Annotated in this window: 27 protein-coding genes; 9 read left to right on the forward strand and 18 right to left on the reverse strand. The window is 68.9% G+C overall.

The genetic code is table 11. From position 1 onward, the window contains the following. Positions 1–89: 89 nt before the first annotated feature. The 7 genes from QFZ53_RS01440 to QFZ53_RS01470 all read right to left on the reverse strand — a co-directional run bounded on the left by QFZ53_RS01440 (position 90) and on the right by QFZ53_RS01470 (position 7,891). Positions 90–956, reverse strand: a complete 867-nt coding sequence (locus QFZ53_RS01440) for a metal ABC transporter permease (RefSeq protein ID WP_292904682.1) — start codon at positions 954–956, stop codon at positions 90–92. After that, the gene (locus QFZ53_RS01445) at positions 953–1,780 is read right to left on the reverse strand and encodes a metal ABC transporter ATP-binding protein (RefSeq protein WP_307292777.1); all 828 of its coding nucleotides are present in this window, start codon (positions 1,778–1,780) and stop codon (positions 953–955) included. Before QFZ53_RS01445 ends, QFZ53_RS01440 begins: the two co-directional genes overlap by 4 nt. Next, on the reverse strand, positions 1,777–2,805 hold the full coding sequence (locus QFZ53_RS01450; protein ID WP_307292780.1) for a metal ABC transporter solute-binding protein, Zn/Mn family: 1,029 nt from the start codon (positions 2,803–2,805) through the stop codon (positions 1,777–1,779). The genes QFZ53_RS01445 and QFZ53_RS01450 overlap by 4 nt, the downstream gene beginning before the upstream one ends. A 240-nt stretch (positions 2,806–3,045) precedes the next feature. Next, positions 3,046–4,719 (reverse strand): glycoside hydrolase family 13 protein, encoded by a 1,674-nt coding sequence (locus QFZ53_RS01455; RefSeq protein WP_307292783.1) that lies wholly within the window; start codon positions 4,717–4,719, stop codon positions 3,046–3,048. A gap of 87 nt (positions 4,720–4,806) precedes the next feature. After that, on the reverse strand, positions 4,807–5,685 hold the full coding sequence (locus QFZ53_RS01460) for a carbohydrate ABC transporter permease (protein ID WP_292904674.1): 879 nt from the start codon (positions 5,683–5,685) through the stop codon (positions 4,807–4,809). Then, complete coding sequence (locus tag QFZ53_RS01465; RefSeq protein WP_307292786.1) at positions 5,685–6,596, reverse strand: carbohydrate ABC transporter permease; 912 nt, start codon at positions 6,594–6,596, stop codon at positions 5,685–5,687. Before QFZ53_RS01465 ends, QFZ53_RS01460 begins: the two co-directional genes overlap by 1 nt. Further along, positions 6,593–7,891: an ABC transporter substrate-binding protein gene (locus tag QFZ53_RS01470; RefSeq protein ID WP_307292788.1), complete on the reverse strand. Its 1,299-nt coding sequence runs from the start codon at positions 7,889–7,891 to the stop codon at positions 6,593–6,595. Before QFZ53_RS01470 ends, QFZ53_RS01465 begins: the two co-directional genes overlap by 4 nt. A gap of 101 nt (positions 7,892–7,992) precedes the next feature. Between QFZ53_RS01470 and QFZ53_RS01475 the strand changes: the two genes are divergently transcribed. Then, the gene (locus QFZ53_RS01475) at positions 7,993–9,213 is read left to right on the forward strand and encodes an ROK family protein (protein WP_307292790.1); all 1,221 of its coding nucleotides are present in this window, start codon (positions 7,993–7,995) and stop codon (positions 9,211–9,213) included. A 119-nt stretch (positions 9,214–9,332) separates the two neighbouring features. Here QFZ53_RS01475 and QFZ53_RS01480 read toward each other — a convergent pair whose 3' ends face one another. From QFZ53_RS01480 to QFZ53_RS01495, 4 genes are all read right to left on the reverse strand, one after another. Beyond that, entirely contained in the window at positions 9,333–10,688 is a 1,356-nt protein-coding gene (locus QFZ53_RS01480; protein ID WP_307292793.1) for a dihydrolipoamide acetyltransferase family protein, read from the reverse strand. A gap of 22 nt (positions 10,689–10,710) precedes the next feature. Beyond that, complete coding sequence (locus tag QFZ53_RS01485; RefSeq protein WP_292904664.1) at positions 10,711–11,691, reverse strand: alpha-ketoacid dehydrogenase subunit beta; 981 nt, start codon at positions 11,689–11,691, stop codon at positions 10,711–10,713. Positions 11,692–11,693: 2 nt separating this feature from the next. After that, positions 11,694–12,818: a pyruvate dehydrogenase (acetyl-transferring) E1 component subunit alpha gene (gene pdhA / locus QFZ53_RS01490; RefSeq protein ID WP_292904662.1), complete on the reverse strand. Its 1,125-nt coding sequence runs from the start codon at positions 12,816–12,818 to the stop codon at positions 11,694–11,696. Positions 12,819–12,901: 83 nt separating this feature from the next. Continuing rightward, a complete protein-coding gene (locus QFZ53_RS01495; RefSeq protein WP_307292796.1) occupies positions 12,902–13,969 on the reverse strand; it encodes a histidinol-phosphate transaminase in 1,068 nt (355 codons plus the stop codon). Between the two features lie 75 nt (positions 13,970–14,044). Between QFZ53_RS01495 and QFZ53_RS01500 the strand changes: the two genes are divergently transcribed. After that, complete coding sequence (locus QFZ53_RS01500; protein WP_292904658.1) at positions 14,045–14,449, forward strand: phage holin family protein; 405 nt, start codon at positions 14,045–14,047, stop codon at positions 14,447–14,449. Positions 14,450–14,471: 22 nt separating this feature from the next. Here QFZ53_RS01500 and QFZ53_RS01505 read toward each other — a convergent pair whose 3' ends face one another. From QFZ53_RS01505 to QFZ53_RS01515, 3 genes are read right to left on the reverse strand one after another with little or no spacing between them, the layout of a single operon-like run. After that, entirely contained in the window at positions 14,472–14,936 is a 465-nt protein-coding gene (locus QFZ53_RS01505; protein ID WP_292904656.1) for a hypothetical protein, read from the reverse strand. Between the two features lie 56 nt (positions 14,937–14,992). Next, positions 14,993–16,270, reverse strand: a complete 1,278-nt coding sequence (locus tag QFZ53_RS01510; protein ID WP_307292798.1) for a hypothetical protein — start codon at positions 16,268–16,270, stop codon at positions 14,993–14,995. Beyond that, positions 16,267–16,527 carry a hypothetical protein gene (locus tag QFZ53_RS01515; protein WP_307292800.1) on the reverse strand — a complete coding sequence of 87 codons (261 nt, stop codon included), beginning with the start codon at positions 16,525–16,527 and terminating at the stop codon, positions 16,267–16,269. Before QFZ53_RS01515 ends, QFZ53_RS01510 begins: the two co-directional genes overlap by 4 nt. A gap of 128 nt (positions 16,528–16,655) precedes the next feature. Here QFZ53_RS01515 and QFZ53_RS01520 point away from each other — a divergent pair, with 128 nt between their 5' ends. The 3 genes from QFZ53_RS01520 to QFZ53_RS01530 are packed head-to-tail and all read left to right on the forward strand — an operon-like array spanning position 16,656 to position 18,905. Continuing rightward, positions 16,656–17,165 carry a low molecular weight protein-tyrosine-phosphatase gene (locus QFZ53_RS01520; protein WP_292904650.1) on the forward strand — a complete coding sequence of 170 codons (510 nt, stop codon included), beginning with the start codon at positions 16,656–16,658 and terminating at the stop codon, positions 17,163–17,165. Between the two features lie 22 nt (positions 17,166–17,187). Continuing rightward, on the forward strand, positions 17,188–18,570 hold the full coding sequence (purB, locus tag QFZ53_RS01525; RefSeq protein WP_373426312.1) for an adenylosuccinate lyase: 1,383 nt from the start codon (positions 17,188–17,190) through the stop codon (positions 18,568–18,570). 5 nt (positions 18,571–18,575) lie between these two features. Further along, complete coding sequence (locus QFZ53_RS01530) at positions 18,576–18,905, forward strand: hypothetical protein (RefSeq protein WP_307292802.1); 330 nt, start codon at positions 18,576–18,578, stop codon at positions 18,903–18,905. A 134-nt stretch (positions 18,906–19,039) separates the two neighbouring features. Here the strand turns inward: QFZ53_RS01530 and QFZ53_RS01535 are convergent, their stop codons facing one another. The 3 genes from QFZ53_RS01535 to QFZ53_RS01545 all read right to left on the reverse strand — a co-directional run bounded on the left by QFZ53_RS01535 (position 19,040) and on the right by QFZ53_RS01545 (position 21,556). Then, the gene (locus QFZ53_RS01535; RefSeq protein WP_307292804.1) at positions 19,040–20,470 is read right to left on the reverse strand and encodes an MFS transporter; all 1,431 of its coding nucleotides are present in this window, start codon (positions 20,468–20,470) and stop codon (positions 19,040–19,042) included. Positions 20,471–20,555: 85 nt separating this feature from the next. Next, on the reverse strand, positions 20,556–20,909 hold the full coding sequence (locus QFZ53_RS01540) for a hypothetical protein (RefSeq protein ID WP_307292806.1): 354 nt from the start codon (positions 20,907–20,909) through the stop codon (positions 20,556–20,558). Further along, positions 20,906–21,556 (reverse strand): acyl-CoA synthetase, encoded by a 651-nt coding sequence (locus tag QFZ53_RS01545; protein ID WP_307292809.1) that lies wholly within the window; start codon positions 21,554–21,556, stop codon positions 20,906–20,908. Before QFZ53_RS01545 ends, QFZ53_RS01540 begins: the two co-directional genes overlap by 4 nt. A 296-nt stretch (positions 21,557–21,852) precedes the next feature. Between QFZ53_RS01545 and QFZ53_RS01550 the strand changes: the two genes are divergently transcribed. After that, entirely contained in the window at positions 21,853–22,776 is a 924-nt protein-coding gene (locus QFZ53_RS01550) for a hypothetical protein (RefSeq protein ID WP_292904640.1), read from the forward strand. Here the strand turns inward: QFZ53_RS01550 and QFZ53_RS01555 are convergent. After that, a complete protein-coding gene (locus QFZ53_RS01555) occupies positions 22,764–23,600 on the reverse strand; it encodes a sulfurtransferase (protein WP_307292811.1) in 837 nt (278 codons plus the stop codon). The genes QFZ53_RS01550 and QFZ53_RS01555 overlap by 13 nt on opposite strands. 162 nt (positions 23,601–23,762) lie before the next feature. On the opposite strand from QFZ53_RS01555, the gene QFZ53_RS01560 reads away from it, so the two are divergent. The 3 genes from QFZ53_RS01560 to QFZ53_RS01570 all read left to right on the forward strand — a co-directional run bounded on the left by QFZ53_RS01560 (position 23,763) and on the right by QFZ53_RS01570 (position 25,857). Further along, entirely contained in the window at positions 23,763–24,674 is a 912-nt protein-coding gene (locus tag QFZ53_RS01560) for a DMT family transporter (protein ID WP_307292813.1), read from the forward strand. Positions 24,675–24,742: 68 nt separating this feature from the next. Beyond that, positions 24,743–25,402, forward strand: coding sequence for a GTP cyclohydrolase II (locus QFZ53_RS01565; protein ID WP_292904635.1), 660 nt, complete (start codon positions 24,743–24,745; stop codon positions 25,400–25,402). After that, positions 25,399–25,857, forward strand: a complete 459-nt coding sequence (locus QFZ53_RS01570; RefSeq protein WP_307292815.1) for a MarR family winged helix-turn-helix transcriptional regulator — start codon at positions 25,399–25,401, stop codon at positions 25,855–25,857. Before QFZ53_RS01565 ends, QFZ53_RS01570 begins: the two co-directional genes overlap by 4 nt. Positions 25,858–25,919 lie beyond the last annotated feature (62 nt).

The raw sequence follows: 25,919 nt of genomic DNA on the forward strand, positions 1-25,919 counted from the left end.
AGCGCACGGGTCGTTCACGTCGACAGGCCGTGCACTCGACACGATGCCGTGCACTCGGCGCTGGCGGGGCCGGCGGGTGCGCGTGCGACTCAGGGGCGGGCGAGACGCGTGACCCGCTCACGCCGGGCGCCGACCGCCCGGCAGACCAGGTAGATCACGAATGAGATCGTCGTGATGTACGGGCTGACGGGAAGAGTGCCCATGATCGCGAGCAGGATGCCACCCACGGCCGACGAGATGCCGAAGACGGCCGCGAGCACCGGGACCGCCACGGGCCCGGTCGCCACTCTCAGGGCGGCGGCGGCAGGAGTGACGACCAGCGCCATCACCAGCAGTGCGCCGATGATGTGCACGGCGACGGCGACGACGAGTCCGAGCAGCAGCATGAAGGCGAACGAGACGCCGACCACGGGCACTCCCCGCGCCGCAGCAGCCTGCGGGTCGAGCGAGTCGAATCGCAGCGGACGCCAGATCAGCAGCAGACCGACGAGCACGAGGCCGCAGATGCCGGCCAGCCAGCTCAGCTGCGCCGACTGCACCGACACGATCTGCCCGGTGAGCAGACTGAACCGCCCGGCGGCCCGGCCGTTGTAGAGCGACAGGAACAGGATGCCGAGGCCGAGGCCGAACGGCATCAGCACGCCGATGATCGAGTTCCGATCCCTGGCGCGAGCGCCGAGCCAGCCGATGATGGCCGCCGCCAGCAGCGAACCGACGAGCGATCCGGCGACCACGTCGACGCCGATGAGCAGCGCCGCCGCGGCTCCGGCGAAGGAGAGCTCGCTGATGCCGTGCACCGCGAACGCCATGTCGCGCTGCATCACGAACAGGCCGATGAGACCGCCGACCAGTCCGAGGATCGCGCCTGCCCAGACGGAGTTGGAGACCAGGGCGAGGATCTCGCCGTACTGCGCGACGCCGCCGAACATGGCGTTGCCGATGTCGTCGAGGTTCACGCCTCGTCCCCTTCATGGTCGTCGTGGTGGTGCGCGGTCTGCTCAGCATCCGGAGCACCGACGACGACGAGCCGCCCGCCCGCCTCGAGCACGTACACCGGCGCTCCGTACAACTCTGAGAGCACCTCTGTCGTCAGCACCTCCTGCGGGGTGCCGAGGGTGAACTGCCCGTTGGCGATGTACAGGATGCGGTCGACGATCTCGAGCACGGGGTTGACGTCGTGGGTGACCAGCAGCACTCCGGCACCGGTGCGGCGATGTGCATCGATGAGGCCCACCACGGCCTGCTGGTCGGCGAGGTCGAGACTCGTCAGCGGCTCGTCGCACAAGAGCAGGCGCGGGCTCCCGGCCAGCGCCTGGCCCACGCGGAGTCGCTGCTGTTCTCCCCCGGACAGGATGCCGACGGGCTTGTCGGCGAATGCACGGGCGCCCACCGCATCGATCAGCTCATCGGTGCGCGCCCGATCGCCGCGCCGGGGGATGGGCAGTCCGAAGCGGTGCCCGTCGATGCCGAGCGACACGAGGTCTCGGCCGCGCATCGAGGTCTCGGCGGGCAGCGGCCGCGCCTGGGGCAGGTAGCCGATGCGCCGGTTGCCGCGCCCGCGGACCGGATGGCCGAGGGCCGTGATGCTCCCTGCCGAGAGCTGCTGGAGCCCGAGTATCGCGCGCAGCAGGGTCGTCTTGCCGGATCCGCTCGGGCCGAGCACGGCGACGAGCTCGCCGGGCGCGACGTCGAGGTCCAGGCCCTGCCAGAGCTCGCGGTCGCCCCGCCGTATCGCGGCGCCGCGGATCTGCAGCGGCGCCGCGTCGGAAGGAGAGGTCACTTGTCGAGATTACCCGCGAGAGTGGTGATGTTGTCCTGCATCCACGTGATGTAGGTCTTGCCCTCGGGCACCACCTCGGTGACCTCCTGCACGGGGGTGCCCGCGGCCTTCGCCGCGTCGATCACCTGGGTGGTCTCGGCCCCGCCGGTCTGCGCGTTGGCGAACAGCACCTTGACGTCACCGGCCTTGAGCAGATCCAGGGCGTCCAGCAGGGTGGCCGGCGGCACGTCCTGACCCTCCTCGACTGCTTCGCTGAACGCCTCGGGCGTGACGTTCTCGAGACCGGCGCTCTGCGCGAGGTGCAGCGGCACGGGCTCGGTGACGAAGATCTTGTCACCCTCGTGGCTGCTCTTGATCGTGGCGAGCGATTCCTCGAGACCGGCCAGATCGCTCTGGAAGTCGGCGAGGTTCTTCTCGTAGTCGACCTTGTTCGCGGAGTCCAGGTCGATGAGCTGCTCGGCGATGGCCTCTGCGACGTGCTCCATGGTGTGCGGGTCGTACCAGACGTGCTCGTTGAAGCCCTCGATGTGGTCATGCCCCTCATGCGTGTCGGCGCCGTCCGCTTCGCCGTCATGCGTGTCGGCGCTCTCGGTGGGCTCACTCTCGTGCTCGTGGCCGTCCTCGCCCTCGGCGTGGTCGTGCACCTCGGCGCCCGGGTAGTCGTGCGAGTACTCGACGGCCGTGACGACCTCGGCATCCGCGCCTGAGGCGTCGCGCAGCGATTCCATGTACGAGTCGTAGCCGCCGCCGTTCTCGACGATCAGCTTCGCCTTCTTCACGGTGAGCTGATCGGATGCCGACGCCTCGTACTCGTGCGGATCCTGAGACAGCGAGGAGATGATCGACGTCACGTCGACGTGGTCGCCGCCGATGCGGCTGGCGATGTCGCCGTAGACGTTGGTCGAGGCGACCACGCTGATGCCCCCCTCGCCGTCGGTCGCCGTCGAACCGGTCGATGCCGAGCACCCCGCGAGGGCGAGAACGGCGACGGAGGCGAGCGTGACGGAGGCGAGTGGCTTGTGCATGCCTCCACTCTAAACGCTAATGAGAACCATTATCAACTCGGCGGAAACAACCCCGTAGCCGGTCGTTGAGCGAGCGATGGTCGTTGAGCGAGCGAAGCGAGACGAAACGCAGCATCCGCCCTACGGGTAGGACACAGGCGTTTCGTCACTTCGACTCGCTTCGCTCGCTCAGTACGGCGCTCGTCGCTGCGCTCCTCGCTCAACGACCGGCACACACGAGGCGCTGCGAGAGTCCTGGCGTCAGCCGATCAGGCCCGCCGGCGCGATCCACACCGTCGAGTCCCCCGGCAGCGCCCCCTCGGTCACCGGTCCGAGCACGACGTCCGCGGCATCCGCTCCCAGGTCGAAGGACTCAGAGCCGAAGTTCGTCACGACCTGCCATCCGTTCGGTCGCGCGAACCGCAGCACGTCGGCACGGCCCGTCTCGATCCACTCCAGGGTCTCGTCCGCCTGCAACCGGCGGCGCAGCCGCAGAGCCTCGCGATACAGCGACAGCGTCGATGCGGGGTCCGCGGCCTCGACGTCGACCGCGTAGTCCGCGAACCAGGCCGGCTGCGGCAGGTGGGCGTCGCCGCCGAATCCGAAAGACGATCCGGATGCCGTCCACGGCAGCGGCACGCGGCATCCGTCCCGCCCGAGCCCGTCGAACTCGCCGCCGCGGAAGAACGCCGGGTCCTGGCGCTGTTCGGGCGCGATCTCGGCGACCTCCTGCAGGCCGAGCTCCTCACCCTGGTAGAGATACGCGCTGCCGGGCAGGCCGAGCAGCAGCAGCGTGGCGGCGTGCGCACGGCGCAGACCCTGTTCGAGATCGATGCCGTCGGCCGGTCCGCCTGCGGCGACCCACTCGGTGCCCTGCTTGACCGCTCGTCCTTCGAGAGCCGGCAACCCGTAGCGGGTCGCGTGCCGGGTGACGTCGTGGTTCGAGAGCACCCACGTCGTCGACGATCCGCTCATCTGCGACTGCGCGAGGTTCTCGGCGATCACCGAGCGGAACTGCCCCGCATCGAAGTCCGCGACCAGCAGGTCGAAGTTGAACGCCTGGCCGAGCCCCTCCGCCGATGCGTACCGCGCGCGACGCTCAGGCGTCGACACCCACGCCTCGGCGACCGCGGTGCGGGGCGGGTCGTACTCGTCGAAGACCCGACGCCACTCCGCGTAGATCTCGTGCACATCGTCGCGGTCGATCAGCGGATGCTTGCCGTCCTGCGGGAGCGCATCGAGCTCGGCCCGACTGGGCAGGGGCTCGGTGAGATCCTTCGTGAGCATGTGCGCCACGTCGATGCGGAAGCCGTCGACGCCGCGGTCCGACCAGAAGCGCAGGGTCTTCAGGAAGTCGGCCCGCACCTCGGGGTTGTCCCAGTTCAAGTCGGGCTGCTCGGTGGCGAAGTTGTGGAAGTACCACTGGCCGTCCTCGACGCGCTCCCACGCCGGGCCGCCGAACACCGAGACCCAGTCGGTCGGCGGTTCGGAGCCGTCGGGGCCCGTGCCCTCGCGGAAGATGTAGCGCTCCCGCGCGGCCGAGCCGCGCCCTGCGGCGAGCGCCTCCTGGAACCACTCGTGCAGGTCGGAGGTGTGGTTGGGGACGATGTCGACCACGACGCGGATGCCGCGCTCGTGGAGAGCGGCGACCATGTCGTCGAAGTCGTCGAGCGTTCCGAGCCGCGGGTCGACGTCGCGGTAGTCGGCGACGTCGTATCCACCGTCGGCCAGCGCCGAGGGGTAGAACGGGCTGAGCCAGACGGCGTCGACTCCGAGGTCGGCCAGGTAGTCGACACGGGAGACGATGCCGGGGATGTCGCCCAGTCCGTCTCCGTTCGCATCGGCGAAGCTCCGCGGGTAGATCTGGTAGACGGCGGCCTGACGCCACCATGCGGCGGCGTCGACCTTGCGGGTCTCGACGAGAGCGTCGGTCATGAGAGGTGGTGCTCCTTGTTTCTTGTAGGTGGTTCTTCGACCGGAACGCCCGGTCGTTGAGCGAGCGAAGCGATGCGAGACGCGGGCTCAGCCCTTGACGGCGCCCTGCGTGACGCCCTCCATGACCCAGCGCTGCGTGAACAGGTAGGCCACGATAGCGGGTGCCATCGCCATGAGGTACGAGGCGAACGAGACGTTGTAGTTGTTGCTGAACTGGGTCTGGAACAGGTTCTGCCGCACCGGCAGGGTCTGCAGCGCCGGGTCGGAGATGATCAGCGACGGCATCATGAAGTCGTTCCAGGCGTAGAGGAAGGCGAAGATCCCCACCGTGGCGCTCATCGGCGCGAGCAGCGGGAAGATCAGCTTCCAGAACGTCTGCCAGGTCGTCGCACCGTCGATACGCGCGCTCTCCTCGAGCTCCAGCGGGATCGACCGCAGGAACGCGGTGAACAGCAGCACGCTGAAGCTCAGCTGGAACATCGTGGCGAGGATGATCACGCCTGCCGGGTTGTCGAGACCGACCCGTCCGGTGAGCTGGATCTGCGGCAGCGCGACGACGGGGAACGGGATGAACATGGCCGCGAGCAGGTAGAAGAACGAGTAGCGGAACAGCCGGCGGTCCCAGTTGCGGACGATCGCATAGGAGGCGAAGGCCGCCAGCACGATCGTGGCGATCACGGTGCCGGCCGTCACGAGCAGCGAGATGCCTGCTCCGACCGGGAACTTCGTGAGGTTCCACGCCGCGATGAAGCCGTCGATGCTGAACGGCGCCGGAAGCGAGAAGGCGTTGCCGTCGACCGCCTGACCGTTGGTCTTGAACGCCATCGAGATCGTGACGTACAGCGGCAGCAGCACGGTGACGGCGCACAGGATCAGGATGATCGTGCCCGACCAGTTGACACGCTCCATCCTGACGCGGGGCTTGCGGCCGGAGGCGGTGACGGTGGTGAGTGTCTGCGTCGACATCAGAGTGCGTTCCTTCCGCGAGTCATCGAGAGTTGGAGCAGCGAGATGAGGATGGCGACGATGAAGAAGATGGTCGCGTTGGCCATCTGATAGGCGTAGTCGCCGCCGTTGAAGCCCGCGATGATCGTCATCGCGACGCTGCGGGTGGAGGTGCCGGGGCCGCCGTTGGTGAGGCCGATGATGATGTCGTAGGCGTTCAAGAAGCCCTTGAAGCCGAGGATGATGTTGATCACGACGTAGCCGGCGACGAGCGGGACGGTGATGCGCAGCAGCTGCTGGCTCTTGTTCGCTCCGTCGATCGAGGCCGCCTCGTACACCTCGCCGGGCACAGACAGCAGCCCGGCGATGTAGATGAGCAGCGTGCCGGGTACCGCCTGCCAGGCGGTGACGATCACGATCGCGATCCACGCGAGGTCGGGATTCGCCAGCAGGCTGGTCTCCAGCCACGGGATGCCGGTGGCCGCACCCGCCGCGGGGAGCGAGTTCGAGAACAGGAAGTTGAAGACGTAGGCGATGATGATGCCCGAGATCACCATCGGGATGACGAAGATCGTGCGCAGTCCGGTCTTGAAGCGGATGCGCGAGGTGAGACCGACCGCGAGCAGGAACGCGACCACGTTCACCACGATCACGGTGGCGATCGAGAATCCGAACGTGAACAGGTAGCTCTGCAGAACAGCCGGATCGCTGAAGATGGCGATGTAGTTGGTCAGCCCGTTGAAGCTCCAGTCGCCGATGCCGATGGAGTCGGTGAAGCTGAAGAAGATGCCGATCACGCCGGGCAGGGTGATCGCCAGGGTGAACAGCAGCAGCGTGGGCAGCAGGAAGAGGTAGTAGATCGGCTCGACCCGACGTGAGCTGCGGCGTGCGATGCGATCGCCTCGTGTGACGATCGTGGTCGTGGTGCTCATTCGCCGGACTCCTCTGTCTCGGTCTTCACGACGGGTGCGCGGAACGCGACGCGCGCCCAGTCGGCATCCATCGTGCTGAGTGTCTTGCGCGGGTCGGCTCCCAGCACCATCGCCTGGGCGTAGTTGAAGACCGGGATGGTCTTCGGCACGAGCACCGACGGGCCCTGGTAGATCTTCCCGTCGTCGTAGTAGTCGATCATTCCGGCGATCCGCGGATCGCTCGGTGCGGGAGCGTTCTTGGTCGGCGTGAACCCGAGCTGGGACTCGTTGTAGGCCTCGATGTGCTCGGGTTGATACAGGTACTCGAGGAAGTCGCGGGCCGCTTCCTGGTGGCGCGAGCCCTCGGGGATCATCGCTGCGAGATCCATGTTGACCCGCACGGCCAGGTCGGACGCGTCGTCGGTCATGGGCAGCGGGAATGTGCCGAGCTGCAGGTCGGGCGCGGTCTTGGCGATCTCACTGAAGGCCCACGGGCCCTGCAAGTACATGGCCGCCTCGCCCTTCGAGAATGCGAGGTTGCCGTCGCCGTAGCCGCGGCTCGCCGCGTCGTCATTGACGTAGCCGCCGGTGAGCTGCAGCATCCGATCGATCGGCTCGGCGAAGTCGTTCTGGAACGACGCCGACGACTCGGGCCCGACGTCTGCGCCCTCCGCGTTCAGCTGGTCGAAGAAGTCGATCACGTCGGTCGAGCCGCCGATCGAGTAGTCGTACCAGCCCTGGCCGATGGTCCAGTCGTCCTTGAAGGTGGCGTAGAACGGCGTGATCCCTGCGGCTTTCAGTTGATCGCACACGGCGATGAGCTCGTCCCAGGTGGTGGGCACCTCGAGTCCCTGAGCCTCGAAGATCTCCTTGTTGTAGATGACGGATGCGGCCATCACCGAGTAGGGCAGCGCACTGGTGCGCCCCTCGCACGAGCCGTACTGGTCCATCAGGGGCTGCAGGTCGTCGCGGACGGATGCCGCGGCATCCGTGTCGGAGAGGTCGGTCAGCGCGCAGCGCTGCACGAAGCGGGCGACCTCCATGTTGTAGTTGGCGAGCATGATGTCGGGCGGGTTGCCCCGGACGAAGCTGGCCGAGACGACGTCGACGCCGGAGGTGTCGATCTCGACGCGCACGTCGTCCTGCGATGCGTTGTAGTCGGCGACGAGCTCGGTCATGAACTCGATCGCCTCGCGTTTGCTGAATGTGAAGCGGATGGTCTCGCGGCCGTCGCCGGCCGCGCATCCGGCGAGGGCCGTGCCGAGCAGGGCCAGCGCTGTGGCGCCGGCCGCGGCGCGTAGGGGTTTGGGAGACACCGTCGTCCTTCCGATTGCTAGATCCGTTGAGTAAATCTAGTGAGCGAATTTACTTCGTCCGGGGGTACTCTCTCATTGGGGAGAGGGACGGGTCAAGAGTCGTGACAGAAGTTTCCGCAGGTCTGGGTACCGGTCGCGCGAGCGTCGGGGCCGTTCTCGACTTCGCTTGGGCCGCCGGGGAGTTCACCGCCACCGAGGTCATGGCAGGCACCTCTCTCACCCGCTCGACCGCGATAGACGCGGTCGACACCCTGGTCAGCGCCAAGATCCTGCGCGAGCTGCCGAACGCCCGCGCCGCGGGCGCCTACCGCTCGGGGCGCCCCGCCCGCCGCTTCGTGCTCTCCCCCGACCTCGGGGTCGTGATCGGCGTGGATGCCGGAGACACGCACCTCGCGGTGACCGTCGCCGACCCCCTCGAGTCCACCCTCGTGAGCCATCGGACACAGCTCGATCCCACCCACTCCCCCGCCGAACGCCGCGCGGCGATCCTCGAGCAGCTCGCGGCCGCCCTCGCCGAGGCCGGCCGCGACCGCGACGACGTGCTCGCGATCTGCGTGGGAGTCGCCGCCCCCGTCGACCGCGACGGGATCTCACCTCCGCATCCCGACGGATTCTGGGAGCGCACGAATCCGGGCCTCGCAGCAGCGCTGAACGACTGGGCGCCCGTCGTCGAGGTCAAGAACGATGCGCTGCTCGCGGCCGTCGCCGAGGGCTCGCAGGGCGCGGCGATCGGATGCCGTGACTACGTCGCCCTGCTCGCGGGAGAGCGCTTCGGCGGAGGGGTCGTCGTCGACGGTCACCTGCTGCACGGAGCGCACGGCGGCGTCGGCGAGGGCGTCGTCTTCGACCACATCATCGGCGTCGGATCGGCCTTCGGCCTCAGTTACGCCCTGCAGGACGAGGTGCGCGCAGCGGTGTCGAGCGGCGAGATCGCCCGCGACGGATTCATCGGCCGGCTGGCGGGGGCCCGACGAGTCGACCCCCGCGCGGTGCTCGCCCTGGCTGCCGACGGAGACGCGGATGCCGCACTCGTCAGCTCACGCGTCGGCGAGACCCTCGCTCGTGTGGTCGGCGTGCTCGGCAGCATGTACGACCCGGCGCGCGTGATCATCTGCGGCGCCGTCGCGGAGAGCATCGAACCGGTGCTCTCGGCCGCACGGCACGTGCTGCCCTCGCAGCTGCATCTGCCCGCCCCCGAGCTGCTCGCCTCGTCGCTGGGGGCCGAGGTCGTGTCGCTCGGCGCGGTCGCGACAGCTCGGCGTGCGGCGCAGGAGCGTGCCGTACCGCTGCTCGCGGAGCGGCGGCTGGCGGTGCGGGCGTAGCGCCCACCTGCGGGTGGGCAGCCGTCCGCGGGTGCGCAGCCGCTGTCGGTCTGGTCGCGTCTGGCACGGCCCGATACGAGTCCCGTCGCCGGAGCGGCGGGCGAGCGTCGGGACAGAGCTCAGTCGACGAGCAGTGCGGGCTCCTCCAGCACCGACGCGACGTCGGCGATGAAGCGGCTCATGCCGTCGCCGTCGATCACGCGGTGGTCGAACGAGCCGGCGACCGTGGTCACCCAGCGGGGGCGCACCTCGCCGTCGACGACCCACGGCTTCTGACTGATCGTGCCCATCGCGATGATGCCGGCCTCGCCGGGGTTGATGATCGGAGTGCCCGCATCCATCCCGAACACGCCGATGTTCGTGATCGTGATGGTGCCGCCCTGCTGATCGGCAGGGCTGGTCTTGCCCTCGCGCGCCGTGAGGGTCAGACGGTTCAGAGCGCGAGCGAGGTCTTTCATGCCGAGGTCCTGCGCGTCCTTGATGTTCGGCACGAGCAGACCGCGCGGCGTGGCCGCGGCGATGCCGAGGTTCACGTAGTGCCGCACGACGATCTCGGCGCCGTTGTCGGTCTCGACCCAGGCGGCGTTCACCATCGGGGTGCGGCGGGCGGCCCAGATCACGGCGCGCGCCATGATGAGAAGCGGGGAGACGCGGATGTCGGCGTAGTCCGGCGAGGCCTTCAGGCGCTTGACGAGCTCCATGGTGCGGCTCGCGTCGATCTCCTTCCACACCGTCACGTGCGGCGCGGAGTAGGCGCTCTGCACCATCGCCGACGAGGTCGCCTTGCGCACGCCCTTCACGGGGATCGACTCGGTGCGCGAGTCGTCGACGGGAGCGGATGCCGGAGCCGGCGCGACCCCACGGGCGAGGCCGGCGGGCGCCGCCTGCGGTGCGGGCACGGTCTCCTCGCGCACGGCGCCCCACTCGGGGGTCTGGATGTTGCGGAACACGCTGGCCTGCGAAGCGTGGTTCACCACGTCGTCGCGGGTGACCTCGCCGTCGGCACCCGTGGGGGTCACGGAGGTCAGGTCGACCCCGAGGTCGCGCGCGAGCTTGCGGATCGGGGGCTTCGCGATCACGCCGACCGACGAACGGACGGGACGTTCGGCCGGACGCTTGCGACGAGAGGTCGCACCGCCGCCGGTGCCGTAGCCGACGAGCACCGAGCCGCCACCCTCTTCGGGAGCCGGGGCCTCGGCCGTCACGACGTGGCCGGGACCTGCGTCGTCTCGAGCATCCGTCACGAACGTGATGATCGGCGTGCCGACCTCGACCGTCGCGCCCTCGGCGACGAGGAGCTCGCCGACGACACCCGCGTGCGGTGACGGCAGCTCGACGAGCGACTTCGCCGTCTCGATCTCGCAGATCACGTCGTTGATCGCGACCGAGTCGCCGGGGGCGACCTTCCAGGTGACGATCTCGGCCTCGGTCAGACCCTCGCCGACGTCCGGGAGGGTGAAGTTCTGCGTGCTCATGGGTGGGGTCCCTTCAGAACGATCAGTAGGCGAGCGAACGGTCGACGGCTTCGAGGATGCGGTCGGCATCCGGAAGGTAGGAGCCCTCGAGCTTCGCGGGCGGGAACGGGGTGTCATAGCCCGACACCCGCAGCACGGGCGCTTCGAGAGCGTAGAACGCGCGCTCCATGACGGTCGCCGCGACCTCGCTGCCGACGCTCGTGAAGCCCTGCGCCTCCTGCGCGTAGACCATGCGGCCGGTCTTGCGCACGGAGTCGAGGATCGGCTCGTAGTCGATCGGCGACAGCGAGCGCACGTCGACGACCTCGCAGCTCGTGCCCTCGGCTTCGGCGAGCGCCGCGGCCTGCAGCAGCGTGGTGACCATGGCGCCGTGACCGACGAGCGTGACGTCGCTGCCGGTCCTGACGACGCGAGAAGCATGCAGCGGGGCGGCCGACGCATCCAGTTCGACCTCGCCCTTGGGCCAGTAGCGGCTCTTCGGCTCCATGAAGATCACGGGGTCGTTCGAGGCGATCGCCTCCTGGATCATCCAGTACGCGTCGTTCGGCGTCGACGGGCTCACCACCCGCAGACCCGGAGTGTGCGCGAAGTACGCCTCGGGGCTCTCCTGGTGGTGCTCGACGGCGCCGATGTGTCCGCCATAGGGGATGCGGATCACGATCGGGAGCGAGAGCTTCCCCTCGTGGCGGTTCGTGAGCTTCGCGAGCTGCGTGGTGATCTGGTCGAAGGCCGGGAAGACGAACCCGTCGAACTGGATCTCGATCACGGGACGGAATCCGACCATCGCGAGACCGATCGCGGTGCCGACGATCCCCGACTCGGCGAGCGGGGTGTCGAGCACCCGCTTCTCTCCGAAGTCGCGCTGCAGGTGCTCGGTCACACGGAACACGCCGCCGAGCTTGCCGATGTCCTCACCCATGAGCAGTACCTTCTCGTCGTCCTCCATGGCGCGGCGGAGTCCTGCGTTGAGAGCCTTGCTGAACGGCATCGTCTCGAGAGTCATGATCAGTTGCCTCCTTCGAACGACGCCTCGTAGGCGGCGCGCCACGCCTTCTGCTCAGCGATGAGCGGATGCGGTTCGCTGTACACGTGGTCGAACATCTTGTCTGCGCTGGGCGGGCCGAGCTCGACCGTGCGGGCGCGGAGGTCTTCGGCAGCATCCGCCGCCTCGGCCTCGACCTCGGCGAAGAAGCCCTCTGCCGCTCCCCTGTCCGACAGGAACGCGCGCATGCGGGCGATCGGATCGCGCTGTGCCCACGACTCCTCTTCCTCGGAGCCGCGGTACTTCGTGGGATCGTCGCTCGTGGTGTGCGCGCCGACGCGGTAGGTCACGGCCTCGATGGCTCGAGGGCCTTCGCCGTTGCGGGCCTCGTCGAGGGCGATGCGCGACACGGCGTAGCTGGCGAGGACATCGTTGCCGTCCACGCGGACGCTGGGGATGCCGTAGCCCGCGCTGCGCTGAACCAACGGTACGCGCGACTGGGTCGACACGGGCACCGAGATCGCCCAGTGGTTGTTCTGCAGGAAGAAGACCGTAGGGGACTGGTAGCTCGCGGCGAAGACCATGGCCTCGTGCACATCGCCCTGGCTGGATGCGCCGTCGCCGTAGTAGACGATGACGGCCTCGTCGCGGTCGGGGTCGCCGGTTCCGCTGCGGCCGTCGAACGACAGCCCCATCGCGTAGCCCGTGGCGTGCAGCACCTGCGAGCCGAGCACCAGGGTGTAGAGCCGGGTGTTGCCGTTCTTCGGGTCGGTCGGATCCCAGCCGCCGTGCGAGACGCCGCGCATGAGCTTGATGATGTCGACCGGGTCGACGCCGCGGATGCGGGTGACCGCATGCTCGCGGTACGACGGGAAGATCGTGTCCTGCGCGCGGGCCGCGCGGCCGGAGCCGACCTGCGCGGCCTCCTGCCCGCGAGACGGCGGCCAGAGCGCGAGCTGGCCCTGCCGCTGCAGGTTGGTGGCCTGGGTGTCGATCGCCCGGATGACGACCATGTCGCGGTAGAACTGCTCGAGTTCCGCGTCGCTGATCTTCTCGATCAGCGGGAGGTAGCGCTCGGCGGCCTGGGACGGGGCGAACCGTCCGGCTGCGTCGAGGACTTGCACGAGGGGGGTCTCGGAGGTGGTCACGTGCCCACGCTACCCGCGCCCGCATTCCCGGGCACGCATACCTAGGACGCCCTTGTATCTGTCGGGAAACCGGAGGATTGCGCTCAGCGAGCGGTCCGCGCGACCTCGAGCACGCGTCCGATGGACGCTTCTTCTCCGACCGAGATGCGGATGCCGTCGCCCGAGAACGGACGCACGACGAGGTCGTTCTGGGCGAAATGGGCGGCGACGGCATCCGTCTGCTCCCCCGTCGGCAGCCACACGAAGTTGCCCTGCGCATCGGGCACGTCCCAGCCTTGAGCCCGCAGACCGTCGACCAGGCGCGTGCGGCGCTCGGCGATCTGGGCGACGCGCTTGAGCAGCTCGGGTTCGGCGTCGAGGCTCGCGATCGCGGCGTTCTCGGCGGAGGAGGTGACCGACAGCGGGATGCCGGTGCTGCGGGCGGCGTTCAGGACGGTCTCGTTGCCGACCGCATAGCCGATGCGGAGGCCGGCGAGTCCGTAGGCCTTCGAGAAGGTGCGCAGCACGACGACGTTCGGGTGCCGCTCGAACACGCGCTCGGCGAGGCCGTCGACGGCATCGGGAGCCGTGACGAACTCGGCGTACGCCTCGTCGAGGACGATCAGGACGTCGCCGGGCACGCGGGCCACGAAGTTCGCGAACTCGTCGCTCGTGATGATCGGCCCGGTCGGGTTGTTGGGAGTGCACAGGATGATCGCGCGCGTGCGCTCGGTCACGGCATCCGCCATCGCGTCGAGGTCGTGACGGAAGTCGGCGGTCAGCGGGACCTGGATGCCGGTGGCTCCCGCGACCAGCGGCAGACTCGGGTAGGCCTCGAAGGAACGCCACGCGTAGACGACCTCGTCGCCGACGGACGCAGTGGCGAAGATCAGCTGGTGCAGGATCGACACGCTCCCTGCGGCGACATGCACCTGGTTCGGGTCGACGCTGAAGCGCATGCCGAGACGTTCGCGCAACCGGCCGGCCGTGGCGTCGGGGTAGCGATTGATCGGCGTCGTGTGCTGGAGGGCCTCGAGGACCGACGGGAGCGGCTCGAACGGGTTCTCGTTGCTCGAGAGCTTGAACGCTTCGGGACCAGCCTGCTTGCCCTGACGGTACGGCGCGAGGGCGGCGATGGCGGGGCGGATGCGGGGCAGGATCGGGTCGGTCACGGTTCCGAGTCTAGAGATTCCGAGATCATGACACCCGCTGACATCTCAGGCCGGGCGTGTGAGACTGAGAGGACTATGCGCTTCATCATCAGAGTCGTCGTGAACGCGTTCGCCCTGTGGGTCGTGACGCTGATCCCCGCCTTGCAGGTGACCGTGACGGCGTTCCCGCCCGGCGAGACGCTGCAGCTCGTGCTCACCCTGCTCGCCGTCGCCGCGATCTTCGCGCTCGTCAACACGATCATCGGCACCGTGGTGAAGATCGTGGCGTTCCCGCTCTACATCATCACCTTCGGACTGATCGGCTTCGTGATCAACGGCTTCCTGCTGTGGCTCACCGCCTGGATCACGCAGTCGTTCGGCTGGGGTCTCACGGTCGGCGACTTCTGGTGGGGCGTGCTGGCCGCACTGATCATCTCGGTCATCAACGGCGTCTTCGGCTTCATCCTGCGCCCGCAGGCGAAGCGGGCGCGCCGCGACTGATCGACCGCCGCCGCCCGCTCGTTCAGCGCATCGCCGACACGAGTCCGGCGATCACCACGATCACCGCGATGCCCGCCCACGCGAACGCGAGGTACTGCATCGGGATGAAGAACAGCGTGTGCACGTTGTAGGCCTTCTTGGTCTGCTCGACCTCGTGCGCGAGCACGGCATCCGCCATCTGCCGCGCCTCCTCGAGAGACGTGGGCTGCGGCTGACCGGGACCGAGTGAGAACCGACCGGTCGCGACGAGTTCGTCGAGCTGAGCGCGGCGGCCCTGAGCCCAGGCGTCGATCTTGCGCTGCGGACCGGTGCGGTTCATGGCGATGCCCGTGAACCAGGTCGCTGCAGCTGCGCCCAGGAGGCCGACCGCGGCGGTGAAGGGCAACGCCGCATCTGGAACGAGCGTCGACGCGAGCCCCAGGAAGAGCATCATGGCGACCGCGGCGTAGATGAACGCCAGAATCCCCCACCCGCGCCAGATGATCATCAGCATTCCCCCCGGTCGTGCTCGCTCCCGACGCGCATGCGCCGTTGCGCACCACCCTATCCATTCCGCTCAGCGTGATACTCGGTCCTCTCGATCTTGACGGCCTCGCTCAGGCCCGCCCAGAAGTCGTCGAGGGACTCGACCCGGGGATCGCCCGACTTCTCGGCCAGCTCGGCCGACTCGATGTACGAGTCGAGCATGTGCGTGTCGAGCAGCAGATCCTGCAGCCCGGCTCCGGGGTCGCCCTCCCTCGTGACCGTGAAGCTGCCGGGGCTTCCGCTGGCGCCGGGCGATCCCCCGCCGGACAGACTGCTGACGACGTCGTCGGTGTGCCGGAACTGCACGAGGATCTGGTCGTCGCCGACGGTCGGCTCGACCGGGCTGCCTGCCGTGATCTGCACACGCACATCGAACTCGCTCTCCATCGAGAGATGCGCCGCGATCATCCCCGACTGCGAATGCGCCACGATGTCGACCTCGTCGCCCGGTCGCGCGCCTGCCGCGTCGAGGGCATCGAGCGTCGCCTGGTACGACGCCGACGTCTTGCCGCCGTACAGCTCGGTGTTCGACGCCATGTCCCATGGCTCTTCGCCGCCGAAGCCGACGCTCTGCGTGCCCTTGAGGTACGCCACGTACTTCGCGCTGCCGTCTTCCATCGTGTACTTCTCGACGGCCACCTGCGCGCCGTCGCTCTGCGGCATCCGCCGGAAGGCCTCGGGAATGCTCACCGGTGCACCGGTCGGCGACGTGGTCTTCACCGGGCACACCTGGACCTTGTGGAACAGGTGCGTGAGACGCATCCCCGGCCAGATCTTGCCGAAGCCGGCGTGGGCGCCGACGAGGCCGCCCATGCCGAACAGCACGCCCAGCCCGCCCGGGATGAACTGGCTGTCGAGCCCCTCGAAACGAGCATCCTCCCAGCCCTGCACGAGCATGGTCGACATGTCCACCACGCGAGGCTCCGTTTCGGCGAGCGCCTCCATCCGCAGATACAGGGCGTCTGCGGCCGCCCGATCGCTCAGCGCCAGCGCGTCGGCCTCGGCCTTGAGCTCGGTGTACTCGTAGACGTCGGCCATGAGCCGCGTGCCGACGACGGCCGACTCGCAGTCCGCGCGGAGCTGATCGGCCGCGTCTCCGCTGGCCCACAGAGCGACAGTGTCGACCTGTTCGCTGAGGCCGGCGGTGTCGACGACGAGCTGATGCGCGGTGCGGATCGCGGAGCACGCGTCGTCGAAGTCGCCTCCCAGGCCCACCATCCGCGCCGCCACGTCGCGCAGCGCCGCGGGATCGACCGAGATCGCCCCGCCGTAGCCGATGTCGATGCCGGCACTCACGACAGCGCCCGATCGAGTTCCCAGGCACGGCTGCTGAGCCGGCCGACTTCGACACCGGCCGCCGTCTGGAACGCCGCGAGCGTGTCGTGAAGCGCCCTCACGCCGTCGGACTGCCACTGGGTGTCGACCGTGAGACCGACGAGCGCGGCGCCTGCGGCGTTCAGGGCGGAGATCGCCTGGTCGACGGCGGACGCCGCCTGCAGGCAGGCCCAGGCGTCGGCGGAGGTTCCGGATTCTGCGATTGCGAAGGAGTGCATGCCGACAGCATCCGCTTCTCGGACCCGGCTCCGCTCCCGGAAATCGGCCGATCCGCATGTCCTGTGGAGAGCCCGCGACCGAGGCGGACTGTGCAGGAAGACAGCACGACCGGCAGAATGGGTGAGTGATGTCCCCGGATCCCTTCCGCGTGCTCTTCGTGTGCACGGGGAACATCTGCCGATCGCCGATGGCGGAGGTGGTGTTCCGCGATCTCGCCGAGCGCCAGGGACTCGGCACGCGCATCGTCTCGCGCAGCGCGGGAACCGGCGACTGGCACCTCGGCGAGCGGGCCGACGAACGCACGATCGAGTCTCTCGCGCGTCGAGGATACGACGGCTCTCAGCACCGGGCCAAGCAGTTCACCGCCTCGTCGTTCGCCGACAACGATCTGATCGTCGCCCTCGATCGCACTCACGAGCGCATCCTGCGCGAGTGGGCGCACGACGAAGACGAAGAGGGAAAGGTCACCCTGCTCCTCGCCTTCGACCCGGATGCGTCGACTCAGGACGTGCCGGACCCGTACTACGCGGGCACCGAGATGTTCGATTCCGTGCTCGGTATGATTGAGGCGGCGACCCGCGGCCTGTTCCGTCAGCTCGAACCGGCCCTCCGCGCCCCTCGCACGCCCCGCGCTTAGGGGCCCTATCAGGAGGACTCCCCTGACTTTCCAGCCCTCTCTCCCGCCGCAGCCCCTGAGCCCTCTCGACGGCCGCTACCGCGCCGCCGTCACCGGCCTCGCCGACTTCCTCTCGGAGGCGGGTCTGAACCGCGCTCGCGTCGAGGTCGAGGTCGAGTGGCTGATCGCGCTCACCGACCGCTCGCTCTTCGAGACCTCACCGCTGTCGGATGCCGACAAGGAGCGCCTGCGCGCCCTCTACCGCGACTTCGGACAGGCCGAGATCGACTGGCTCGCCGAGAAGGAAGCCGTCACCCAGCACGACGTCAAGGCGATCGAGTACCTGGTGCGCGACCGCCTGTCGACTCTCGGGCTCGACGCGATCGCCGAGCTCACGCACTTCGCGTGCACGAGCGAGGACATCAACTCCGCCTCGTACGCGCTCACCGTGAAGCGCGCGGTCGAGGAGGTCTGGCTTCCGGCTCTCGACACCGTGATCGCGAAGCTGCGCGAACTCGCCGTCGAGCACGCCGACGCCGCCATGCTCTCCCGCACGCACGGTCAGCCGGCGACCCCGTCGACCATGGGCAAGGAGCTCGCCGTCTTCGCGTGGCGCCTCGAGCGCGTGCGCGGCCAGATCGCGGCATCCGACTACCTCGCGAAGTTCTCGGGCGCGACGGGCACGTGGTCCGCCCACCTGGCCGCCGACCCGGATGTGAACTGGCCCGAGGTCGCCCGCGAGTACATCGAGGACCTCGGTCTCGGCTTCAACATCCTCACCACCCAGATCGAGTCGCACGACTGGCAGGTCGAACTCTACGACCGTGTGCGTCACGCAGGCGGCATCCTGCACAACCTCGCCACCGACATCTGGACCTACATCTCGCTCGGCTACTTCGCGCAGATCCCCGTGGCCGGCGCGACCGGCTCGTCGACGATGCCGCACAAGATCAACCCGATCCGCTTCGAGAACGCCGAGGCGAACCTCGAGATCGCAGGCAGCCTGCTGAACTCGCTGTCGCAGACCCTGGTGACCTCGCGCATGCAGCGCGATCTCACCGATTCGACGACGCAGCGCAACATCGGGGTCGCGTTCGGCCACTCGCTGCTCGCCCTAGACAACCTGCGCCGCGGACTCAACGCGATCTCGCTGTCGCGCGACGTGCTGCTCGCCGACCTCGACGTGAACTGGGAGGTCCTCGCCGAGGCGATCCAGACCGTCATCCGCGCCGAGGTCGTCGCCGGACGCTCGACGATCAGCGACCCCTACGCGCTGCTCAAGGAGCTCACGCGCGGTCACCGCGTCGGCGCCGCCGACCTCGCGGAGTTCGTCAAGGGGCTCGAGATCGGCGATGCCGCGAAGCAGCGCCTGCTCGAGCTGACCCCCGCGACCTACATCGGCATCGCCGAGCAGCTCGCGAAGTAACCCGGATGGACAGCGCACAGCTCGCCGGGGCGACGCTGCCGCTGCGTCGCACCGGAAGCCGGTACGACGTCGAGGAGGTCGACGCCTTCCTCGCGTGGTGCGTGGACGCGCTGAGGTCCGGGGAGCGCGGGTTGCGCCCCGCGCTCCGAGTGGATGAGATCGTGCTCGCCCAGTTCCGAAACGTGCCGTTCTTCGGCGCCGGCTACGACGCGGATGCAGTGGACAACCTGCTCGACGAGGTCAGCGTGCGGCTGCGCGCGTACGACCCGGAGTCGGCGCAGGAGGCCGAGCTCCGCGCCATGCTCGACGACATCAAGAAGCGCCCCCGGAGCTGACCCGCGCTCCCTGCGTCGCGCCGCCGCCGTCGAGTGCACGTGAACTCGTCGAGCGCACGGCATCCTCGCGCCGAGAACCCGTGCATTCGACGACTTCACGTGAAGCCGACACGACCCTGGGGCGCGAGAGGGAGCTAGCGCGCCTCTCCGGAGTGCTCCTCCACGGAGTCGCGCGGCATGAAGAACGCCGCAGCCAGGGTCAGCGCCGCGACGACGGCGGCGCTCACGAAGACCCAGACGGATGCCGAGACGATCGTCGCGGGATCGTCGGGCCCCGCGCCTCGAGCGATGACCGCGTTCGAGATCGCCCCGAAGACGGCGACGCCGAGGGCGCTGCCGGCTGAACGGGCGAAGGCATTCATGCCCGTCACGGCTCCGCGCTCGCCCCAGCCCACCGAGGCCTGCGCCGCGATGAGCGTCGGCGCGGCGCTCCAGCCCAGTCCGAAGCCCAGGACGAACGCGATCCCTGCGACCGAGAACGGGTTCGGCCACGGCGACACCGCGGCGAGGGCGATCGCGGCGATCGTCGTGATGCCCATGCCGGTGAGGGTCGTGCGGCGGAAGCCGATGCGCAGGTACAGGCGTCCGGCGTTGGCCGCCGAGATCGGCCAGCCGAGCGTGAGCGCCGCGACCGCGAGGCCAGACAGCAGCGGGGCGATGCCGATCGACCCCTCGAGATAAGCCGGCGCGAAGCTCGTGACGCCGGTCATGAGAGCGCCGATGCCGAGCGACACGATGGTCGTGGTGAGGATGAGCGGCCGGGCCGCGAGCCGCAGATCGACGATCGGCTCGGCGGCCCGGCGCTCGACCAGGCCGAACGCCACGAGCGCGAGCGCACCGATTCCGAAGCACAGAGCGCTCGGCGCCGAGATCCAGTCCCAGGCGTTGCCGCCCTCGAGCATGCCGAGGATCAGGCCGGTGAGGCCCACCGTGAGCAGTGCAGCGCCGGCGTAGTCGATGCGGTGCTTCTGCGTCTGCTTCTTCTCGTGATATTCGCGCAGCAGCATCCATCCTGCGATCAGACAGAGCGGCACATTGACCCAGAAGATCCAGCGCCAGGCGTCGAGCTGGGCGAAGATGCCGCCGAGGGCGGGACCGACGACCGACGAGATCGCCCACACCGAGGCGATGTACCCCTGCACCTTGGCGCGCTCGGCCACCGTGTAGATGTCGCCCACGATCGTCATCGACATCGGCGCGACCGCGCCGGCTCCGAGACCCTGCACGATGCGGAACAGGATCAGCGCGGGCATGCTCCACGCGACGCCGCAGAGGATCGATCCGAGCAGGAACAGTCCGATGCCGAGCAGGATGATGGGCTTGCGTCCCACCGTGTCGGCGAAGCGCGAGTAGATCGGCACGCTCACCGCCTGCGCCAGCAGGTACACCGAGAACAGCCACGGGAACTGCTGGTAGCTGCCGAGGTCCCGCACGATGCTGGGCACAGCGGTGGCGAGGATGGTCGCATCGATCGCGATGAGGCCGGTCGACAGCATGAGCGCAGCGAGCACCGGACCACGCTCGGATCTCAGCCCGATGGAGGCGCGGTCGACGGAGGCGGTCACCACAAGGACAAGGCGCGAGCAGCCTGTCGTATTCCTTCGACGACGACGGATGCCGCGACGCGAGCGGGTCGTGCCCGCGAAGGGGCTATGAAGCGGAGGGCCCGCCGGTCGAGCCTGTGGTCGCGTCGTCGTCGGACTCGGCGTCGTACAGCACGGGACGGTCGATCGTCTTGGTGACCTTGTTCGGATCGACGGCCAGGATCAGCATCGACAGCATCAGCAGCGTCACGATGAACGCGCCGCCGCCGACGACCAGACCCAGCGCGAGGGGCGTGAGCCCCTGGTACGTGCCGTCGATGATCGCGTTGTTGACTCGGGCGGTGAAGGCGCCGGTGGAGACCAGGGTCACCAGGGCGGCGAACACGCCGCAACCCAGGGCGATGCCCAGTAGGTGCAGAGGCCGCAGGATGTCCCGGCGGGTGGGCTTCTCGTCGCTCATCGCTCTCCTCCGGGCGCGATCTCGCTCGCGCTCCGTTCGTTCTCGGATGCCCTGGCGATGGCATCCGCTCGCTGCGGGGTGAGACCGGCGATGCCGAGGAAGACGGCCACGATCGCGGCGTATCCGCCGAACATCCCCACCCCGAGGATGATGCCGGTCAACAGGAACTCGCCCGCGTCTTTGATGGCGTACGGCTGCGCGAGCCCTGCGGGGATCGCGAGAAGCGCGACGCCGAGGATAAGCCCGAAGGCGCCCACCGTGATCGAATCGCGTGCGGTTTGCTCACCGGCGCGCCGCGCGCGGAGACCAGCGATCAGCTCGATCGCTCCCGTGATCAGACCCCATGCGACGACAACGCCGAAGAACACGTCGTTCGTGCGCCAGGCGGGAACGCCGCCGGCCATGCCCGCGAGGAGGTCGACGGCGGCCAGCATCACATACGGCCAACGTCCGCCGGCGGGGAGCACCAGCCATGCGGAGAGCGCGAGCACCAGGGCCGTCGCGATCGCGAATCCGCTGAAGACCGACAGGCCGATCGCGGCCGAGTGGTCGGGAGAGAAGGTGATCATCGCTGCGGCCGCGGCGGCGAACAGCGCGCGCACGAGTTGAACGTTGCGCACGGTGAACGTGCGAGCAGGGGCAGACATGACGGTTCTCGGTCCTCCGGGGTGGTGTTCCCAGTCTACGCGCGGGCGCGAGACGCCGCCGCCGGAGACGTTCGTGGGGTCCGGGCGGATCTCCCCAGATCGTCCACCGGACCCCACGAGATACGCAGCGAGGGGGGCATCACTGCGTGAAGCTGTTCGTCCGCAAGGTCGGGCACCCTGCTTGCGCCGAGACAGCCAATCGACCCCACGAAGTGCGCCCGGTCCCCTGAGACGCATGCGTGCGGTCGTATGCTCACTCTAGAGCGCAGTTCTTCACATACCGGAGGGGGTCTGTGATGAGTTCGAGAAACGAACTCCGCAGGGCGCGGGCGGATGCTTTCGCCAGCGCCCTCCGTGACGGCATCAACGCGCGCGGAGTCACGCTCGCCTGGCTGCAGGAGAACCTGCGGCTGCGCGGCAACACCGTGTCGATGGCCACTCTCAGCTACTGGCGCTCCGGAGCACGGCGCCCCGAGGGAGCGCAGTCGATGGCTGCTCTGGGCGACATCGAGTCGCTGCTCGGCCTCACCGCCGGCGCCCTCACAGGGTTGCTCGGCAGCACCAAGCGAACCGGTCCGCTCGGGCCGAACCAGTTCCCGATCGACGAGGCCGCTCTCGAGCAGATGGTGAAGGACGCGTTCGCCGCCCTCGGCACGCCCTACCCCGACACCAGTCGCGAGGTGACCACGCACTCGGTGACCGACGTCGACGCCGACGGCAACGTGTCGCACTGCATCACGCGCAGCGTCGTGCAGTCGACGGTGGGCACCGTGACCGCGATCCCGTTCCTCGAGCTGAGCCCCGGGGTGAGCACGCCCGCCCCCGTGCTGTCCGCCGTCTCGGGCGGACGCATCTCTGCGCGATACTCGCATCCGAGCGGCGAGGTGCACGGCGCGCTGTTCGAGCTCGAGGCACCGCTGACGGCTCCCGGCACCGCGGTGATCGAGTGGTCAGTCGGCTTCCCGCCCGGCTACCCGCCCACGCAGGAGACCGGCCATGCGGTGGCGCGGCAGTGCCGCGAGCTGATGGTGTGGACGCGCTTCCACCCTGATGCGCTGCCCGACTGGGTGGAGGAGAAGATCGAGACGCCGACCGGCATCCGCCTCGCTCCGCTGTCGTTGGCCGGCCGCACCTCGGTCCATCAGGTGCGCAGGGCTTTCGGACCGGGAGCGATCGAGCTGCGCTGGGGATACGGTGAGCGCGCGGATCAGCCCGGCTGATCACCCGTAGCGACGGGACGACCGGGCGTGTTCGACCACTGACTCCATGAGCCGGGGTAGACCTTCAGCGGAATGCCCACCTCGTCGGCGACGAGGGCGGTGTGCGCGGCGGTCACGCCAGAGCCGCAGTACGCGGCGACCGGGATGCCGGGGGTCACGCCGACCCCGGCGAAGGTCTGCTGCAGCGTGTCCGTGTCGAGGATCTTGCCGTCGGCATCGAGATACGCCGCCATCGGCACGTTGAGCGCTCCGGGGATGTGCCCGGCCGCCGGATCGTAGGGCTCGGTCTCGCCGCGGTATCGCTCGGGGGCCCTCGCGTCGAGGAGGATGCCGGATTCGGGGAACGCGGCCGCCTCGTCGATCGAGATCGCATCCGCGCCGATCTCCTCGAGAACCGCATCGCCCGGTACGGGAACGACGTCATCGGTCGCGATCTCGAACCCGGCGGCCTTCCACGCACGGATGCCGCCGTCGAGCACGCGCACGTCGACGCCCGCCTGCCGTAGCAGCCACCATGCACGTGCAGCTCCGAGACCCTTGGAGTCGTCATAGGCGATCACGATGTCGCCGTGGTTCACACCCCAGCGGCGCGCGGCGTTCTGCAGCTCCTCGGTGGACGGGAGCGGGTGCCGGCCGTCGGCGGCTTCGCCGTGCGTGGCGAGTTCGGTGTGCAGCGGAACGAAGACGGCCCCCGGCACGTGGCCGGAGAGGTACTCGCCGCACCCGTCCGGACGATCGAGGCTCCAGCGCACGTCGATGACGCGCACCGGGGAGCCCGAGGAGAGGAGGTCTTTCAGCTCGGCGGCGGAGACGAAGTTGCTCATGATCCCGAGCGTACCCGGGCTCGATGAGCCGTCGCCCGCCACGGATGTCGGCGGGTTCCACAGATGTCAGCCGAGAACGGCGATCCGGACCGGCATCCGTGATCTGGGCCGACAAGTGCGCCGAACGATATCCTCGATTCGGCAGATCGAGAAAGGCTCCGTATGCCCTCCCGTCTGCGTCTTCTGCGCTTCCGCCCTCAGGAAGCCGCCCTCGTCGCGATCACAGCGGTGTGGGGCAGCACGTTCCTCCTCGTGCACTGGGCGATGGAGCATTCGGGTCCGTGGTTCTTCATCGGCATCCGCTTCCTGGTCGCCGGGCTCATCAGCGTGATCATCTTCCGCCGCTCGATGCGCGGCATGCGCTGGTCGGACATCGGCGCCGGCGCCGCGATCGGCCTGATGATCCACCTCGGCTACGGCCTGCAGACCGTGGGGTTGCAGACGATCGAGTCGAGCACCTCGGGCTTCATCACCGCGATGTACGTGCCGCTCGTGCCGTTCGCGCAGTGGGCCGTGTTCCGCAAGAGACCGCCGGCGATGGCGTTCGTCGGGGCCGGTCTGGCGTTTCTGGGCCTTCTGCTGATCGCCGGCCCCGAGGCGATCGTCACGCTCAGCCTCGGGGCCGGCGAGGTCGCCACGCTCATCGCCACGCTGCCGATCGCTGCGGAGATCATCCTCATCAGCGTGTTCGCCGCGAGGGGCGTCGACCTCGGGCGCGTCACCGTGGTGCAGCTGTTCACGGCCGGTCTGCTCGGCATCCTCACGATGCCCATCGCGCGCGAGGCGGTGCCCTCGTTCAGCTGGGTGTGGCTCGGCGCGGCCGTGGGGCTCGGGGCGGCGAGCTGCGTCATCCAGCTGACCATGAACTGGGCGCAGAAATCGGTGTCGCCGACCCGCGCGACGATCATCTATTCGGCGGAACCGGTCTGGGCAGGCGTGGTCGGACGCATAGCCGGAGAGCGCCTCCCCCTCACCGCGCTGATCGGCGGCGGACTCGTCGTGCTCGGCATCCTGGCGAGCGAGCTGCGCATCGTCCGCCGCCGCGCAACGCCGGTGGACGACGACAGTTCCTGACGGAGGTCCGGATGCCGCCTCGTGACGCACCGGGAATAGATCCGCACGAACCCCGGGTTGCACCCGACATGATTGAAACTTCAACCGTCGTTCCGGTCGTCACCGAGCGGACTCGCGTGCGAGTGCCGATGCAGTTCGCCGACGGGTTCGCCACCACGGCCGACGTGATCACGTTCGACGGTCTCGTCGACGGCCGCGAGCACCTGCTGCTCGGTCTCGGCGATTGGCGCGCGGCGCTCGAGCGCGCAGCCGACGGCGGCGAGGCTCCTCTGGTCCGCCCGCACAGCGAATGCCTGACCGGCGACGTGTTCGGCTCCCAGCGCTGCGACTGCGGCCCGCAGCTGCGCGAGGCGGTCGAGCGCATCGCGACCGAGGGCGGATTCCTGCTCTACCTGCGCCAGGAGGGCCGGGGCATCGGCCTGTACGCCAAGCTCGACGCCTACGCGCTGCAGGACACGGGTCTCGACACCTACGAGGCGAACGTCGCCCTCGGCCACGGCGAGGACGAGCGCGATTACACGGTGGCCGCGCAGATGCTGCAGGCGTTGGGCGTCGACACCATCCGCCTGCTCAGCAACAACCCCGACAAGGCTCTTCAGCTCGAGGTCCTCGGCATCCGCGTCGCAGAGAGCGTCCGCACGGGGGTGCACCTGTCAGAGGCGAACACCCGCTACCTGCAGGCGAAGCGCGACCACACCTCGCACACGCTCGACCTGTCCGCAGCGTGAACGAGCGGCGGCTCGATGACGCCGAGATGGCGACGTGGCTGCCGACGATCCGGTTCGTGCAGCTGCTTCCGCAGGTGCTCGATCGCGCTCTGAAAGCCGAGACTGGCCTGAACCACGCGCACTACGCGATCCTCATCACCCTCGCGAACGACTCGGAGAAGGCGATCCCGATGACCGAGCTCGCGCGCATCGCGGGGCTGAGCCGCTCGCGTCTCAGCCACGCGATCGACTCGCTCGAGGAGCGCGGGTGGGTCACCCGCACATCCTGCAGCAGCGACAAGCGCACGCTCACCGCAGCCCTGACGGATGCCGGACGCGAGCTGCTCCGATCGGCGGCGCCCGTGCATGTGGCGCAGATCCGCGAGCTCGTGCTCGACCCCCTGAGCGCCGAGGAGCGCGAGCAGCTGGGCAGCATCGTGTCGAAGCTGCTGCCGGGCATCACCGCCGCCCTGTAGGCCTGCTCGTTCGGGAGGGGACTCGCGCTCGGGAGGACGGATGCCGTCCTCGTGCCCGCTCG

This window comes from Microbacterium natoriense (genome assembly GCF_030816295.1).
In the GTDB taxonomy this organism is placed as follows: domain Bacteria; phylum Actinomycetota; class Actinomycetes; order Actinomycetales; family Microbacteriaceae; genus Microbacterium; species Microbacterium natoriense_A.

Bases quoted from the DNA above. Each gene is read 5' to 3' on its own strand.
- QFZ53_RS01450 (WP_307292780.1), bottom strand. From the start codon at position 2,805: ATGCACAAGCCACTCGCCTCCGTCACGCTCGCCTCCGTCGCCGTTCTC.
- QFZ53_RS01455 (WP_307292783.1), bottom strand. From the start codon at position 4,719: ATGACCGACGCTCTCGTCGAGACCCGCAAGGTCGACGCCGCCGCATGG.
- QFZ53_RS01460 (WP_292904674.1), bottom strand. From the start codon at position 5,685: ATGTCGACGCAGACACTCACCACCGTCACCGCCTCCGGCCGCAAGCCC.
- QFZ53_RS01465 (WP_307292786.1), bottom strand. From the start codon at position 6,596: ATGAGCACCACGACCACGATCGTCACACGAGGCGATCGCATCGCACGC.
- QFZ53_RS01480 (WP_307292793.1), bottom strand. From the start codon at position 10,688: ATGAGCACGCAGAACTTCACCCTCCCGGACGTCGGCGAGGGTCTGACC.
- QFZ53_RS01485 (WP_292904664.1), bottom strand. From the start codon at position 11,691: ATGACTCTCGAGACGATGCCGTTCAGCAAGGCTCTCAACGCAGGACTC.
- QFZ53_RS01500 (WP_292904658.1), top strand. From the start codon at position 14,045: ATGCGCTTCATCATCAGAGTCGTCGTGAACGCGTTCGCCCTGTGGGTC.
- QFZ53_RS01505 (WP_292904656.1), bottom strand. From the start codon at position 14,936: ATGATCATCTGGCGCGGGTGGGGGATTCTGGCGTTCATCTACGCCGCG.
- QFZ53_RS01515 (WP_307292800.1), bottom strand. From the start codon at position 16,527: ATGCACTCCTTCGCAATCGCAGAATCCGGAACCTCCGCCGACGCCTGG.
- QFZ53_RS01520 (WP_292904650.1), top strand. From the start codon at position 16,656: ATGTCCCCGGATCCCTTCCGCGTGCTCTTCGTGTGCACGGGGAACATC.
- QFZ53_RS01530 (WP_307292802.1), top strand. From the start codon at position 18,576: ATGGACAGCGCACAGCTCGCCGGGGCGACGCTGCCGCTGCGTCGCACC.
- QFZ53_RS01540 (WP_307292806.1), bottom strand. From the start codon at position 20,909: ATGAGCGACGAGAAGCCCACCCGCCGGGACATCCTGCGGCCTCTGCAC.
- QFZ53_RS01545 (WP_307292809.1), bottom strand. From the start codon at position 21,556: ATGTCTGCCCCTGCTCGCACGTTCACCGTGCGCAACGTTCAACTCGTG.
- QFZ53_RS01550 (WP_292904640.1), top strand. From the start codon at position 21,853: ATGAGTTCGAGAAACGAACTCCGCAGGGCGCGGGCGGATGCTTTCGCC.
- QFZ53_RS01555 (WP_307292811.1), bottom strand. From the start codon at position 23,600: ATGAGCAACTTCGTCTCCGCCGCCGAGCTGAAAGACCTCCTCTCCTCG.
- QFZ53_RS01560 (WP_307292813.1), top strand. From the start codon at position 23,763: ATGCCCTCCCGTCTGCGTCTTCTGCGCTTCCGCCCTCAGGAAGCCGCC.
- QFZ53_RS01565 (WP_292904635.1), top strand. From the start codon at position 24,743: ATGATTGAAACTTCAACCGTCGTTCCGGTCGTCACCGAGCGGACTCGC.